Consider the following 14,844-nt stretch of genomic DNA (forward strand, 5'->3'; position numbering starts at 1 on the left):
GGGCGCCGCCCTCGCCACCCTGCTCGCCTACGTCACCAATCGCCGCCTCGTGGCGGGCCACCAGGTGCTGGGCTTCCTCGCGGTGGCGCCGGTGGTCATCCCCGGCGTGGTCCTCGCGGTCGCGCTCTTCGTGGCCTACACCCGGCCGCCGTTCCTCCTCTACGGCACGCTCTGGATCCTCTTCCTGGCCTACCTCACCAAGGAGATGCCGGTCGGCTACTCGCAGTCCGACGCGACCCTGCGCGGCATCCACCCGGAGCTGGAGGAGGCGGGGCGCATCCTGGGCGCAGGCCGCTTCCGGGTGCTGCGGGAGATCACCGCTCCGCTGGCCAGGAGCGGCATCATCGCCACCTGGTGCTTCGTGTTCATCGGGGTCATCCGCGAGCTCTCCGCGTCCATCATCCTGTTCAGCCCCAACACCAAGGTCATGTCGGTGGTGATCTTCGACCTGAAGGAGGAGGGCCAGTTCGGGGCCATCGCGGTGCTGGGCGTGTTCATGCTGGTGATGACGTTCGTCACGGTGGCGCTCATGCAGACCCTGCTGGGTCGCGACGTGATGGGCGCGCGGTCGTCCGGCGGCGCGGGATAGTCGGATGCCCGGCGTCACGATCACCGGCCTCGCCAAGCGCTACGGCGACGTCGGCGCGGTGGCCGGCCTCGATCTCGCGGTGCGTCCCGGCGAGCTGGTGGCTTTGCTCGGGCCCTCGGGCTGCGGCAAGACCACCACGCTGCGGCTGGTGGCCGGCTTCATCACGCCCGACGGCGGCGAGATCCGCGTCGGCGATCGGGTGCTCTCGTCGCCGACGGGGGTGATCCCACCCGAGCGCCGGCGCATGGCCATGATCTTCCAGAGCTACGCGCTGTGGCCGCACATGACGGTGGCGCGGAACGTGGCCTACGGCCTGCGCTTCGCCGGCGTGCCCCGCGCCGAGCGCGAGCGCCGCGTCGAGGCGATGCTGCAGGTGGTGCAGCTCGGCGGCTACGGCGCGCGATATCCGGGGGAGCTGTCGGGCGGGCAGCAACAGCGCGTGGCGGTCGCCCGCGCGCTGGTGGTCGAGCCCGAGATCCTGCTGCTGGACGAGCCGCTCTCCAATCTCGACGCGAGCCTGCGCGAGGAGATGCGCTTCGAGATCCGCCGGCTGCACGAGCAGTTCGGCATCACCACGCTCTACGTCACCCACGATCAGGCCGAGGCGATGGTGATCTCCGACCGCGTCGCGGTGCTGCGCGACGGCCGAGTCGTCCAGGTGGGCGCGCCCCAGGAGCTGTTCGAGCGGCCGCGCACGCGCTTCGTCGCCGAGTTCATCGGCAAGACCAACCTGATCGACGCCATCGCCGAGGGCCCGGGCACCGTGGCCCGCGGCGGCCTCCGCCTGCGCGTCGCGGCCGACGGGCTCACGCCCCGGGTCCCCGCGGTGGTCTCGATCCGGCCCCACCAGATCGCGCTCGGGCGCACGCCTCCCTCCGAGGCGACGGGCCTCAACGTCCTGACCGGGAGCGTGATCCGCGCGAGCTATCTGGGCGACACGGTCGACTACCAGATCGGGCTCGACGGCAGCGACGTGGTGCTGCGGGTCACCGGCCCCGCGCCGGCGCGCGCGCGGGCCGGGGAACCGGTGGCGGTGACCGTGCCGCCCGAGGCCTGCGTGCTGCTCCCCGCCGACTGAGCGGCGGGCCGGCTAGAGCTGGCCCCAGACCTCCCGCGCCAGCTCGGCGCAGAGCGCCAGCTTCACCCGCTGGTCCTCCACCGCCACCTCGTTGCCCTCGAGGGTGGAGGAGAAGCCGCACTGCGGGCTCACCGCGAGCCGCTCGAGCGGCAGATAGCGCGACGCCTCGTCCAGCCGGCGCTTGAGATCGTCCTTCTTCTCGAGCGTTCCCACCTTGCTGGTCACGAGCCCCAGCACCACGCGCACGCCCTGCGGGGCGTGGCGCAGCGGAGAGAAGTCGCCCGAGCGCGCGTCGTCGAACTCCAGGAAGAAGCCGTCGTAGGGCATCTGGTTGAAGATGACGTCGGCCACCCGCTCGTAGCCGCCCTGGGCCCGCCAGCCCGAGCGGAAGTTGCCGCGGCAGAGGTGCGTGCAGACGACGAGATCCTTCGGGCGGTCGCGCAGCGTGGCCTGGACCAGCCGCACCGACAGCGCGAGCACCGCCTCCGGATCTTCGCCGCGCGCCCGGCTCTCCCCGCGCATGCCCTCGTCGCAGAGGTAGGCCAGGCTCACGTCGTCCAGCTGCAGGTACCGGCAGCCCGCCGCGTAGAGATCGGCGATCTCGGCCCGGTACGCGGCCGCGGTGTCCTCCACGAAGCCGTCCAGCTCGGGGTAGACGCTCCGACTGATGTTGGCGCGACCGACCTGCGAATAGAGCATGCACGGCGACGGGATCGTGAGCTTGGGCGTGCGCCCGGTGACGCCGTGCAGGAAGCGGAAGGCGTCGACGAAGATCGGCGCGGGCCGCGTGACGCGCGCGTCGATCGCCAGATCGGGGCGGGTGAAGTTCACGTCGCCGGCGCGACCGTGGAACGTCACCGGCAGCCGCCGGCCCTCGCTGGCCAGGCCGCCCAGCCGGGTGAGGAAGTCCATGTGCCACGACCGGCGCCGCATCTCGCCGTCGGTGATGCCCAGGAGCCCGGCGTCCTCCTGCAACCGCACCGCGTCCCGGATCGCCGCGTCCTCGGCGGCGGCCAGGTCGGCGGCACCCGCGCGCCCCTCCTCCACCTGGAGGCGCAGCGCCTTCAGCGCGGGCGGCCGCAGCAGGCTGCCCACGTGATCGGCGCGGAACGGGGCGCGCGAGGCTGCCACGATCAGTACAGGCTGCGGCCGGCCGCGAAGACACGGGTGAGCCCCAGCAGCGCGTCGGTGCCGGGCGTGGGCACGCCGACCCGCTCGCCGATCTCGCTCACCGCGGTCAGCAGCGCGTCGATCTCGAGCGGCCGGCCCGCCTCCACGTCCTGCAGCATCGAGGTCTTGAAGGCCCCGAGCTTCCGCGTCACCGCGTTGCGCTCCTCCCCACTCTGCCCGATGGGGCAGCCGATCCTCGCTCCGATGGCGGCGGCCTCCGCCATGATGGTCAGCGTGAAGCGGTCCAGCAGCGGGTCGTCGAGGAGCCGATCGCAGGTGGCGCCGGTCAGCGCGGACATCGGATTCATGGTCATGTTGCCCCAGAGCTTGTACCACACGTCGGCCTGGATCCGTTTCGACACGGTGGTCTCGAAGCCGGCCGCGGTCAGCCGATCCGCCAGCGCGGTCACGCGCGCGGAGGCGCCGCCGCCCGGCTCGCCGATGATCAGGCCGCGGCCAAAGCCGTGGCGCACCAGCCCCGGCTCCACGACCGAGCAGGTGGCGTGCACCACGCAGCCGATCACGTGGCGCACCGGAATCGCCGCCGTGATGCGGCCCTCGGGATCCACCGCGCGGACCGCGGCGCCCTCGTGCGGGCCGCCGAGGCCGTGAAAGAACCACCAGGGCACGCCGTTCATCGCGGGCAGCACGACCGTCTCCGGCCCGAGCAGCGCGGCGATCGAGCCGGCCACCGCGGCGAGCGCGGGGGCCTTCACGGTCACGACCACGAGGTCCTGCCCGCCCAGCGCGCCCGCGGACTCGGCGACGCGCACCGGCGCGGTGATCGTGGCGCCGTCCTGCTGGAAGCGGAAGCCGTGAGCGCGGAGGGCGGCCCCGGTCGCGCCGCGGGCCAGCGCCGACATCTCGCACCCGGTGCGCGCCAGGTGGATGCCGATGAAGGTCCCGATCGCGCCGGCGCCGATCACGCAGACCTTCACGCGATGCCCCCGCCGCTCACCCCTCGAGGCGCACCACGTTGAAGGCCTTCACCGGCCGCTGGAAGCCCTTCAGGGTGAGCTCGCCGATCGGCTCCGCCGCGGCCACGCCTTCGACGCCGCCGGCCACTCGCTGCGAGACCAGGATCTGCCCGGGCCTGGCTTCGCCGCAGAGGCGCGAGGCCAGGTTGGTCACGGTGCCGATCGCGCCGTAGTCCCACCGGCCCTCGAAGCCGATCGCCCCGATGGTGGCGTAGCCCTGGGCGATGCCGATGCCGAAGTCGAGATCGAACCCGCGCTTGCGCCACGCGTCGGTCAGCGCGGCGACGCGGTCGCGCATGCCGGTGGCCATGCGGACGGCGCGCGCGGCCGGATCCGGCACCGGCACCGGGTCGTTGAAGAAGATCATCATCCCGTCGCCGGTGAAGCGCTCGAGCGTGCCCTCGGCGGCGAGAATCAGCTTGCCCATCTCCCCGTGGTACTCGCGCAGCACGGTCATCACCTCTTCCGGCTCCGCGGTCTCCGCGAAGGCGGTGAACCCCCGCAGGTCGATGAACACCACCGTGACCTCGCGGCGATGGCTCTTGAGCGGATCGTCGGCGTCGCCGGCGAGGATCAGCTCTGCGAGCTGAGGCGAGAAGAAGCGGCGCAGGCGGCCCAGCCGCTCCAGCTGGCTGACCTGATCGCGCACCCGCTGCTCGAGCGTGCGGTTCAGCTCGCCCAGCTCGTCGTGGAGCGCCTTGATCCGCAGCAGCGAGCGCACCCGCGCCACCAGCTCCGGCTGGTTGATCGGCTTGGTCAGGAAGTCGTCCGCCCCCGCGTCGATGCCCTTGACCCGCTCCTGCAGCGGATCGAGCGCGGTGACCATGATGACGGGCAGGAGGCGGGTGGCCTCGTCGGCCCGCAGGCGCCGGCACACCTCGTAGCCGCTCATCTCCGGCATCACCACGTCGAGCAGCACGAGGTCCGGGTGCTCGTCCCGCACCCGCTCCAGCGCCACCGGGCCCGACGGCGCGGTGGAGACCGCGTAGCCGTGGCCGGTGAGGATGCCCTCGAGCAGCTTCAGGTTCATCGCGGTGTCGTCCACGATGAGGATGCGCGCGGTGGCGTTCACGCGGGGCCTCCCGCGGGTGGCCGCGCGAGCATCGCGCGCACCGCGGCCACGAACTGGTTCACGTCGATCGGCTTGGCCTGGTAGCCGTCGAACCCCGCCGACATGATCTTCTGCCGGTCCTGGGTCATGGCCGACGCGGTGACCGCGATGACCGGGATGCCGCGCGTCCGCTCGTCGGCCCGCAGCACCCGCAGCGCGTCGATCCCGCTCATGCCCGGCAGCTGGATGTCCATGAGGATCAGCGCGGGCGGGCTGGCCTGGGCGAGGGTGACGCCGTCCTCACCGGTCTCGGCCTCCACCGTCCGGTAGCCGTGGAACTGGAGGATGTCGCGCTCCAGCTTCCGGTTCTTCTCGTTGTCCTCGACGATGAGGATCAGCTCGCCGGCCATGGGCGCTCCGGAATCGAGAAGGTGAACGTCGAGCCCTGGCCGGGCTGGCTCTTCACCCAGAGCCGCCCGCCGTGCAGCTCCACGAACCGCCGGGCCAGGGTCAGGCCGAGGCCGGTCCCCTCGCGCTTGTGGGCGTAGTCGCCGCCGACCTGCCGGAACTCCTCGAAGATCAGCTCCTGGTTCTCCGGCGCGATACCGATGCCGGTGTCGGTGACCGAGATCTCGACCCCGCCGTCGGTCGGCACCGCCCCCACCTCGACCCGTCCGCCCTCCGGGGTGAACTTCACCGCGTTGGAGAGCAGGTTGAGCAGCACCTGCTTGATCTTCCGCTCGTCGGCCACCAGCGCGCCCAGCCGGCCGTCGACGTCGAGGTGCAGGTCGATCCCGTGGCGGACCGCGCGCTCCCGCACGAGCACCAGGGTGTCCTGCAGGGCCTGGGGCAGGTCGAAGCGATCCAGCTCCAGGTCCATCCGGCCCGCCTCGACCTTGGACAGATCGAGGATGTCGTTGATGAGCGAGAGCAGGTGGCGACCCGAGGACAGCACGTCCTGCAGGTACTCCTCCTGCTTGCCGTTCAGGTCGCCGAACATGCGCTGCAGCAGGACCTCCGAGAAGCCGATGATGGCGTTCAGCGGCGTGCGCAGCTCGTGGGACATGTTGGCCAGGAACTCCGACTTGTGCCGATCCGCCACCTCGAGCAGGCGGCTCTTCTCCTCGATCTCCCGGAACAGGTTGGCGTTGGCGATGGCCACGCTCGACTGGTTGGCGAGCGCCTTCATGACGTTGACGACGCGCTCGTCGAACTCGCCGGTGCCCCGGCGGACGATCACGATGCCGCGCACCTCGTCCCCGCTCATCGGCACCGTGAGCACCGAGCGCAGGCCCTCGGCCAGGAACAGGTCGCGGAACGGATAGTCGTGCGCCTCCTCGATGTCCGGGATCTGCACCGGCTCGCCGGTCTGGGTGGCCTCCTGGATCGTGCCGTGATCCACCCCCACCGACCGGGCCAGGATCGAGTCGACGAACTCGGCGCTGAGCCCGTGGCTCACCACCACGTCGAAGGCCCGCCGGCTGGGGCTGACCTGGAAGATTCCGCAGCCGTCCGCCCCGGACAGCGCCATCGCCTGGCGCGCCACCGTGTCCAGGATCTCGCGGAGGTCGAGCGACGAGCTGACCGCCCGGATGACCTCGCTCAAGGCCTCGGTCTCCTCGAGCGACTGGGAGAGGTCGTGGGTGCGCGACTGCAGCTCCTGGAACAGGCGCACGTTCTCGATCGCGATCACCGCCTGGTCCGCGAAGGTCTCGAGCAGCGCGATCTGCTTCTCGGCGAACGGGCGCACCTCGGTGCGGAACACGGTGATGACCCCGAGCGCGACGCCCTGGCGCAGGAGCGGGGCCGCCAGCATCGACCGGTGGCCGTACTGCCGCTGGAGCGCGCGGCCGACCGGGAACTCCTCCTCGGCCTCGGCGGCGAGATCGGGCACCTGGATCGTCACCCGATCCACCACCGCCCGGCCCGACACCGAGCCCCGGCTCAGCGGGAAGGCGAAGTCGGCCGGCATCGAGGTGAGGAACACCCCGCGCCGCACCGCGGCCCGCATCACGTCACCCTCGACGCGGAGGATCACCACGTCGTCGGCGCGGCAGAGCCGGGCCGCGCTCTCGGCCACCGCGTCGAGGACGGGCTGCAGGTCGGTCGGCGACCGGCTGATCACCCGCAGTACCTCGGCGGTCGAGGTCTGCTGCTCGAGGGACTCGGTGAGGTCGCGGTTGCGCACCTCCAGCTCCTGGAAGAGGCGAACATTCTCGATGGCGATCACCGCCTGGGCCGCGAAGGTCTCCAGGAGCTTGATCTGGGTGTCGGTGAACGGGCGCACCTCGAGCCGCCGGATCAGGATCACCCCGATCGGCGCGCCCTCGCGGAGCAGCGGGGTGGCCAGGAGCGTGCGGGTCCCGGTCGCCACCTGCAGCGGGCGGGCGTCGGGATACTCGGTGTCCAGCTCCCGGGCGAGGTCCTCGACGTGGACGGTGCGGCGCTCGAGCACCGCCCGTCCGGTGACGAGGCCGCGGGTCACCACCTGGTTGTCCGAGTGGGGCAGCGAGGCGTGCGCGGCCACCCGCAGGAGTGCCTGTCCTTCGAGCCGGAAGATCTGCGCGTCGGTGGCGTCGCAGAGCCGCGCCGCGTTCTCGGCCACCGCGTCCATGACCGGCTGCAGGTCGGTCGGCGAGCTGCTGATGACCCGCAGCACCTCCGCGGTGGCCGTCTGCTGCTCGAGGGCCTCGCTCAGCGCGTGGGTCCGCTCCTCGACCTTGCGCTCCAGCCCCGCGTAGGACTCCTGCAGCCGGGAGGCCATGTTGTTGAACTGGTCGGCCAGCCCTTCCAGCTCGTCGCCGGTGTTGACCTCGATCCGGTCCCCGAGCTGCCCCTCGCCGAGCCGCGCCGCCCCGGCCTGCAGGGCCCGGATGGGCTTGACCATCCGCTGCGCGAGCATGAGGCTCACGATGACCGCGAGCGCGATGCCCGCCAGCTCCAGCATGGCGGTGCGCCGCATCGAGGCCTCCAGCGGGGCGTAGGCTTCCTCCAGGGGCTGCTCCACGAACACCGTCCAGTGGAGCGAGGGGATCGTCGAATGGGCGGTGAGCACCTTCTGGTTGCGCAGGTTGCGCGCGATCGTCACGCTCTCCGCGAGGTCGCCCGGGCGGGTGGAGGCGGCCAGGGCCGTCTTCACGTGCTCGAGCCTGCCCATGTCGGTCTTCTGCAGCACCAGGCTGATGTCCGGGTGCGCGATGAGCGCGCCCTGCCCGTCGACCACGAAGGCCTGGCCGGCCTTGCCCACCTTGATCTGGGAGACCACGTCCCAGATGAACTTGAGGTTGACCTCCGCGGTGGTGACGCCGCCCTTCTCGCCCTCCGCGATGGCGATGGCCATGTAGGGCTCGGACTCCTTGCGGAAATACACGGGCCCGCGGTAGACGCGCCGGGCGCGGGCCTCGACGAAGCGCGGATCCGCCGACAGGTCGGCCTGGCTGCCGATGACGTCCATCGCGAGGCGCGACACGCGCACCTGCTCGTGGCCGGTGGCGTCCACGTAGCTGATCTCGGTGATCGCGGGCACCTGCCGCTGCAGACGGAAGAAGTCGAAGCGGCGCTGCTCGATCGGGGCGGCCACCGCCGCGCGCGGCTGGGTGACCCAGCCCATCTGGCGCTCGATCTCCAGGATGAAGTTCTCGATGCGGGTCGCGGCGGCCTGCGCCTTCTCGCGCTGGACCGCGGCGAGCGCTTCCTTGTTCTCCTGGTACGAGAAGTAGGTCTCGATGGCCCCGTTCGCGAGCAGGGCCCCGGTGACCAGCAACGAGAAGAAGATGACATACTTCCAGAGGAGCCGTCGCCGCCGCTTGGCCATGGCGGCTAGGGGGCCGGGCGGAGGACGCGTCGAATCGGCGTAGACATCTTCCCGGGGAGTGTAGGCGGGAGCCGCCCGCCTGTCAAAGACCGCCGCGGCGGCTAGGGTTTGCGGTGCACGGCCCCGGCGGCGGGGGGCCGCTGGCGGGCGGTCGCGCTGGTCTCGAACGTGAAGAGCAGGTTCGTGAAGCCCACGCTGTAGTCCGAGATGCCGTTCTGCCCGGTGAGCCGCATGCGCCGGTCGTAGACGCCCCGCAGGCCCTGCTCGACCCGGCGCGCCATGCCACTCGGCTGCGCGCTCAGGGCCAGGAGCGATCGGCTCAGCTCGGCGCGGAGGGGCACCGCGGCGAGCAGCCGCCGGAATCTTGCCGGGTCGTGATCGGCGAGCACGAGTAGATTGCGATGCAGCCGCTCGAGCCGCGCGGCCTGGATCAGGGCCGGATCGCCGGACGCGGTGAGGGAGAGGTAGGCCAGCGTCTGGGCCTCCAGCTCCTTCCAGTAGGCCTTGCGATGGCTGAACTCGTGGGCGATCACGTGCGGCTCCAGGAAGCCGGTATCGCGGAAGATCGCCACGTCGCCGCTCAGCATGTCGCAGGCACCCAGCGCGAACGGGAACACCACGCCGACCAGGGCGAACCCGCGGACCTCGGTGCTGGTGTGCACCCGCTGGCCGGTGATGCCCGCGACGTAGTCGGTGAGGTGCCGGTCCACCACCGTCGCCAGCTCGCGGCGCGGCTGACGGGCCGCAGTGAACTCGTCGTTGAGCCGGCCGACCAGCGTGACCGTCTCCAGCTCGCGGGCCTCGCGGGGCATCGAGGTCAGGTCGCGCACGCCGGCGCCGAACTCGCGCGCGAAGTCGATCTTGCGGATCCCGCGACGGTCGCGCCAGTCGCGCGCCGCGCTCGCCAGGTAGAGCCCGAGGGAGACCGCCTGCACCGCCCGTCCGATCGGGGTCGCCCCGAACAGCAGGCGCGCCACCAGCGGCCCCGCCATCACCACGTCGATGGGCGAGACCGGCCAGCGGGTCGCCCGGTTGGAGACCCGGATCTCCGCGGGGTCGCGGAGCGTCGTCATCGGAGCGGGCAGCCTGGATCCATCGCGGCCATCTTCTTCTCGATGATCTCACCCGCGTACCGCGCCAGATAGTGGGTGATGGTCTCGACCCGGATCTTCACCGAGCCCGCGGGCTTGGTGGAATCCAGGTCCTGGAACGAGAAGAACAGCGTGCCGGACCGCTCCACGATCTGCTGCACGGGGGTGTAGGTCGGCTGATCCATGCCGCACTCGTAGCTGGCCAGGCGCACCACGCACGCGATCCAGGGGATGCGCGCCGCCACCTTGGCGCCCCACAGGATCTCGTTGGTGTTGCTGCTGTACGACGACGGCCAGACGTCACGGATGTCGAACGGTGACTTGATGTGGCCGGCCCGGAGGTCGGCGCCGAACGCCCACTGCATCAGGTCTGAGTCGACGGGGAAGTATTGCGCCCAGAGCACCGGATAGCCGTAGGCCTGCAGGTCCACCTCGATCTCGTGCCCGATGCCCGGATCCATGTGATACGGGCGAGCCAGGACCATCAAGCACGCGCGGTTCTCCCTCGCGCACCACTCGAGCACCTCGCGGCTCTTGCCGCGCAGGCGCGCGCCGAACTCGGCGAGCGCCCGGTAGCCGGCCGCCACCGCCCCCGCGGTCTCCGTCGCGGTGAGCCCGGGGATCGCCTCGCGCAGCCCTTCCCACAGCTGCTTGGGCACCAGCGCCGGCTCGTCGAGCGAGACGAAGGGCGCCGCGTAGCGGATGCCCTGCTCCGCGAAGACGTCGCGCTCCTTCATGAAGCCGGCCTTGACGTTCTCGGGCGCGGCCATGACGCGCGGGCAGGTCAGCGTGCGCGCCACGTGGCCGGACAGGAACGAGGGGAGGTTGTAGATCATCGGCGAGAAGAGGACGTCGAGCTTCTCGCGCTGTCCGAACACCAGCTCGCCGTAGTGGCCGGCGATGCACTTGACCGGGTAGCAGCAGTCCACCGTGCCGCGGCCCTTGCCGAACTGACGCCCCTGCTCCTCCGAGGTGTCGGAGGAGAAGACCAGGCGGCGGCCGTCCACGCCGAGCGCGCCGAAGAAGCCCACCCAGAACTGGTGGGTGGACCAGAGGTTCAGGACGCGGGGAATCCCGACGCGGAGCTCAGCCCGGGACGGCGGGGGCGACGGCGGGGCGCCGGAACGCGTCCTTCCGAACCATCTCGGCAACGTTAGGGTAGTCACGCTTGACCTCCTCCAGCTTGGACTTCACCTCGCGCAGCTCGTTGACGTCCTCGACCAGGCCCTTCGGGCAGGAGTTGCCGCTGATGACCCGCTCCCAGCCCGGGGCCAGCGGCAGCTTGGACCACGGCCGGCCCGCCGCGCCGGGCAGCTGGACGTCGATGAAGGTGCGCGTGCAGTTGATCGGGCACCACTTGCAGACGGTGTCGGCGGCGGTCGTGCTCGTGTAGGTGAGCGCCGCGATGGCGTCGAAGCCGCGGAAGCGGCTCGCGCGGCCGCCCGCGCTCTCGCGCCAGTCCGCCGCGCAGAGTGCCGCGCCGATGGCCCCGGCCTCGCCCGAATAGGGATGCAGCACCACGTCGGCCTCCGGGACCTTGCCGCGGATGAAGTCCACCTGCGCCTTCACCACCGCCAGATTGCGATGGGTGCCGCCCTGGAGCACGAACTTGCGGCCGACCGCTCGCAGATTCTGGAGCTGGCCCGCGTAGATCCACACGTTGACCGGCAGCACCGCGGCCAGCGCGGCCATGATCTCCTCGGCGGCCCAGCCCTTGCGCTGCTGGTTCACGATGTCGGACTGGAGGAAGACCCCGCAGCCCATCGCGAGGGTGGGCATCGCCGTGGCCGCGAAGGCCCTCTCGGCGTAGGCCTCGAGCGGGATCGCGTAGCGCTCGGCCACGCCCTGCAGGAACGCCCCGTTGCCCGAGGAGCACTGCGAGTTCAGCCGGAAGTCGGCCACCGTGCCTTGACGCAGGATCATGATCTTCACGTCCGTGCCGCCCACGTCGCAGATCACGTCGGCGTCGGGATGGAAGTGGAGCGTGCCGGTCGCGTGCGCCACGGTCTCCACCACGGCCACGTCGGCGCCCACCACGTCTTTCAGCAGGTCCTTGCCGTAGCCGGTCAGGGCGAGTCCACCCACCTCGGCGTGGCCCGCCTCGCGGACCTGGCGGAAGAGAGACTGCGCGTCCTCGATCGGATTGCCCTTGGACAAGGCGTAGCAGCTGAAGAGCAGGTCGCGCGCGGGCGAGAGCACGACCGCCTTGGCGGTGGTGCTGCCGAAGTCGCAGCCGATCAGCACGGGCGCGGTCGTCTTCGCGGCGGCTGCCCCCGGCCGCTTCACGTCGTATTCGGCCACGAACGAGGTCAGGTCGTCCGGGCACGCCACCAGGGCGCGGCCGCCCGCCTTGGCCTTCTCCTCCTGCTGGCCCTCCTGCACCCACCAGCGCAGGCGGTCGCGGCCGGTATAGACCGCGACGCCGTCGGGCTCGCCGCCGCCGATCTCGACGCAGCCGAGGCAGGCGTAGTAGAGCGCCTCCGCGGGCACCGTGATCAGCGAGGCGGCGTCGCGCCCGTCGGGCAGTGCGACCTTCCGTTGCTCCCACAGCTTGCCGAGGTGATGGCGCCACGCCTCCTGCAGCCCGGTGAAGAAGAGATTGGGCCCGCCCAGCAGGAGCACCTCCGGCGACGGGGTGTTGCCCTTGGTCAAGGTGGCAAGGTTCTGATAGACCACCGCCTCGAACAGGCTCGCGATGATCTCCTCGACCGGCACGCCGGTCTTCACGAGGGTATTGGCGTCGGTCTCGGCGAAAATGCCGCACTTGCTGCTGACCTTGTGCAGGCTCATGCCCGCGTAGGGCATGGCCGCGAGCTGCTCGCTCGCCACCTGGAGCTTGCGCGCGGTCTTCTCGATGAAGGTGCCGGTGCCGCCGCTGCACGCCGACTGCATGTAGACCTGCTTGGAGCGGCCGGTCCCGGTGGGGGTGAAGAAGATCGTCTTCATGTCCTCGCCGCCGATCTCGGACACGAAGCGCACGTGCGGGTGGAGACGCTCCACGCAGGCGGCGACCGCCACCACCTCCTGGATGGTCTTGGCCCCCACGAGCGGCGCGAGCAGGCCCGCGCCCGAGCCGGTGAAGAAGACGCGGTCGCGCCCGGCTTCGACCCCCGCCTCGTCCTCCATGCGCCCGAGGAACTCGAGCACCTTCTCGGCCTGGCGGGTGTTGTGGCGCTGGTAGTCCTGCCAGAGGACCTGCAGCCGTGACTGCTCTTTATATCCGCTCGGCTCGCCTTCGGCTGCACCTCGCCAAGCTTTTGCAAATCCGCTCGGCTCGCCTTCGGCTGCACCTCGCCAAGCCACGCAAACCGCTTTGACGGTGGTCGAGCCGACGTCCATGCCGATCAGCTTCATCTACTTCGCCCGCTGGCCCACGTGGCGCACCAGGTTCGCGGCCTGCCCGGCGCATCCCAGATGCGGCACGCGATAGGTCGCGCGCTTCATCTCGGGGTGGGCATCGAGGTAGCCGCGCACCTGCTCGAGGGTCAGGCCGCTTGCCGCGAGTGCCTCGTCGAACTCATGCTGGGCGCGCTTCTTGGCCTCGGTCAGGATCATCTGGCAGCGCGAGAGCGCGTGCACTTCCGCGTCGCCCTTGATCTCGAGCGGCGCGTACAGCAGATCGGGGTACTTGCCGATCACGCCGGCCATCGCCCCGACGGACATGGTGTTGGGCATGCAGGAATACGGCGACAGCTCGCAGATCATGTGGGCCTTCTTCTTCTGGTGGGCCCAGATCGCCTTGCCCACCAGCATGTCGCCTTCGCCCCCGTCGAGACGGCTGTGGAAATACGGCGCGGCGAGGCGACGCAGCTCGAGCTGGTGCGGCAGCTCGCGCGGCAGGTCGCCCATCGCGCGGCGCAGCCGGTGGAACGTCGCGCGGTAGACGGCCTGCACCGCGCGGCCGAGGCCGAGCTTGAGCCGCGCGCCGCGCTCGATCCCCGCGTAGTCCTCGAAGCGCTGCAGGCCCAAGCGCAGCAGATAGTCCATCCACACCGTGATGCCGGCCGGATAGACCTCGGCGCCCTCCGCCTCGAGCCAGCGGTGGATGTTGTAGTTGGGATCGCCCTCGACGGTCTGCAGATAGAACTCGCCGGTGATCTTCACCGTCGGCTTCACGCGCAGCCGGTCGACCTCGATCCCGTCGAAGTTCGCACGGATGCGCTTCATGATGCGAACGAAGTAGCCAGTAGACAGGAACCAGAGCACGGAGCGCGAGGGCCCGTGCCTCGGCCGGTCCCGGAAGGCCTGGTAGAGCAGCTCGATGGACTCCTTCACCGCCGCCTCGGTCTGGCCGGGCACCACCTCGTAGGGTCGCACCTGGTACTCGAGGTCCTGCACCAGGTCGGTGCAGAAGATCGCCCACAGGCAGCCCAGGGTGACCGGCAGATTGAGATCGAGCCCGTCGCCCATGGCCGCCTTCTGGTCGAGCTGATCTTGAGCGAGCAGGAACATGCGGAAGGCGTCGAGGCCGGAGTTGCGGAGGGCCAGCTCGTAGCTCTGGTGATACTGGCCGAAGCGGCACGCCCCGCAGGAGCCCGCGGTCAGATAGACGAACTTGTTGTTCACGTCCTCGGGGCTGGTCGCCTTCGCTTCCTTCTTGAGGAAGTTGACCAGGTTGCCGGTGGTGAAGCTGGTCGGGCAGCACTGGCCGATGTCGGCGGTCTCGCGTCCGGTGAGGAGGTCGTCCTTGGTGGCGACGGGGAGAATTTCCGCCTTGTTGCCGCCGCTCTCCAGCACCGCTTGGAGGATCCGCTCCACGCGCCAGTGCAGCCCGCCGAAGAGAATGGTGACGGAGTCCCGCTCGGCCCGCGTGAAGGGCCGGGGCTTGTACGTGCGGTAGTGGGAGATCGCCCCTCGCTCAGTGGTCGCGGTGGTCATGCCGGTCTCCTTGGAGGCTCGCCGGAGCCCTGTGGCCCGCCTGGCCATGACGGCTCGCCTCATTATGGATCCACGCCTCGAGTAGCTGCACCGAGGCGAAACCGGGCAGGCGCCGGATGGTGTCGTCCACCTTCCGGGCCGCCGCGCGGCCCTCATCGCCGCCGAAGAGATAGCCGGCGAGGAACGCAATCTCCTC

12 protein-coding genes are annotated in these 14,844 nt (G+C 70.7%); 2 read left to right on the forward strand and 10 right to left on the reverse strand.

Translation table 11 applies throughout. From position 1 onward, the window contains the following. Both VKN16_00045 and VKN16_00050 read left to right on the forward strand, forming a co-directional pair. Positions 1-589, forward strand: a 589-nt coding sequence (locus tag VKN16_00045; protein HME92586.1) for an ABC transporter permease subunit, incomplete at its 5' end; no start/stop codon positions are given. Between the two features lie 4 nt (positions 590-593). Beyond that, positions 594-1,667: an ABC transporter ATP-binding protein gene (locus tag VKN16_00050; GenBank protein ID HME92587.1), complete on the forward strand. Its 1,074-nt coding sequence runs from the start codon at positions 594-596 to the stop codon at positions 1,665-1,667. 12 nt (positions 1,668-1,679) lie between these two features. On the opposite strand, the gene VKN16_00055 is transcribed toward VKN16_00050, so the two are convergent. From VKN16_00055 to VKN16_00100, 10 genes are all read right to left on the reverse strand, one after another. Continuing rightward, the gene (locus tag VKN16_00055; GenBank protein HME92588.1) at positions 1,680-2,798 is read right to left on the reverse strand and encodes a 5-methyltetrahydropteroyltriglutamate--homocysteine S-methyltransferase; all 1,119 of its coding nucleotides are present in this window, start codon (positions 2,796-2,798) and stop codon (positions 1,680-1,682) included. 2 nt (positions 2,799-2,800) lie between these two features. After that, positions 2,801-3,775: a 2-dehydropantoate 2-reductase gene (locus tag VKN16_00060; GenBank protein HME92589.1), complete on the reverse strand. Its 975-nt coding sequence runs from the start codon at positions 3,773-3,775 to the stop codon at positions 2,801-2,803. Positions 3,776-3,791: 16 nt separating this feature from the next. Further along, positions 3,792-4,886: a response regulator gene (locus VKN16_00065; GenBank protein HME92590.1), complete on the reverse strand. Its 1,095-nt coding sequence runs from the start codon at positions 4,884-4,886 to the stop codon at positions 3,792-3,794. Beyond that, entirely contained in the window at positions 4,883-5,275 is a 393-nt protein-coding gene (locus VKN16_00070; protein HME92591.1) for a response regulator, read from the reverse strand. Before VKN16_00070 ends, VKN16_00065 begins: the two co-directional genes overlap by 4 nt. Further along, on the reverse strand, positions 5,260-8,679 hold the full coding sequence (locus VKN16_00075) for a GAF domain-containing protein (protein HME92592.1): 3,420 nt from the start codon (positions 8,677-8,679) through the stop codon (positions 5,260-5,262). The genes VKN16_00070 and VKN16_00075 overlap by 16 nt, the downstream gene beginning before the upstream one ends. Positions 8,680-8,780: 101 nt before the next feature. Then, positions 8,781-9,752, reverse strand: coding sequence for a DUF3810 family protein (locus tag VKN16_00080; protein HME92593.1), 972 nt, complete (start codon positions 9,750-9,752; stop codon positions 8,781-8,783). Beyond that, a complete protein-coding gene (locus VKN16_00085) occupies positions 9,749-10,921 on the reverse strand; it encodes an acyl-CoA dehydratase activase-related protein (GenBank protein HME92594.1) in 1,173 nt (390 codons plus the stop codon). Before VKN16_00085 ends, VKN16_00080 begins: the two co-directional genes overlap by 4 nt. Then, positions 10,857-13,124: a BadF/BadG/BcrA/BcrD ATPase family protein gene (locus VKN16_00090; protein ID HME92595.1), complete on the reverse strand. Its 2,268-nt coding sequence runs from the start codon at positions 13,122-13,124 to the stop codon at positions 10,857-10,859. Before VKN16_00090 ends, VKN16_00085 begins: the two co-directional genes overlap by 65 nt. After that, on the reverse strand, positions 13,125-14,648 hold the full coding sequence (locus VKN16_00095) for a hypothetical protein (GenBank protein ID HME92596.1): 1,524 nt from the start codon (positions 14,646-14,648) through the stop codon (positions 13,125-13,127). Continuing rightward, the coding region (locus VKN16_00100) for a hypothetical protein (protein ID HME92597.1) at positions 14,629-14,844 on the reverse strand (216 nt) is incomplete at its 5' end. The genes VKN16_00100 and VKN16_00095, both read right to left, overlap by 20 nt.

This window comes from Candidatus Methylomirabilota bacterium (assembly GCA_035315345.1).
Lineage (GTDB): Bacteria > Methylomirabilota > Methylomirabilia > Rokubacteriales > CSP1-6 > CAMLFJ01.

What these genes read in the sequence shown, in the direction of transcription:
- VKN16_00050 (HME92587.1), top strand. Translation starts at nt 594, where the DNA reads ATGCCCGGCGTCACGATCACCGGCCTCGCCAAGCGCTACGGCGACGTC.
- VKN16_00095 (HME92596.1), bottom strand. Translation starts at nt 14,648, where the DNA reads ATGACCACCGCGACCACTGAGCGAGGGGCGATCTCCCACTACCGCACG.
- VKN16_00075 (HME92592.1), bottom strand. Translation starts at nt 8,679, where the DNA reads ATGGCCAAGCGGCGGCGACGGCTCCTCTGGAAGTATGTCATCTTCTTC.
- VKN16_00090 (HME92595.1), bottom strand. Translation starts at nt 13,124, where the DNA reads ATGAAGCTGATCGGCATGGACGTCGGCTCGACCACCGTCAAAGCGGTT.
- VKN16_00070 (HME92591.1), bottom strand. Translation starts at nt 5,275, where the DNA reads ATGGCCGGCGAGCTGATCCTCATCGTCGAGGACAACGAGAAGAACCGG.
- VKN16_00080 (HME92593.1), bottom strand. Translation starts at nt 9,752, where the DNA reads ATGACGACGCTCCGCGACCCCGCGGAGATCCGGGTCTCCAACCGGGCG.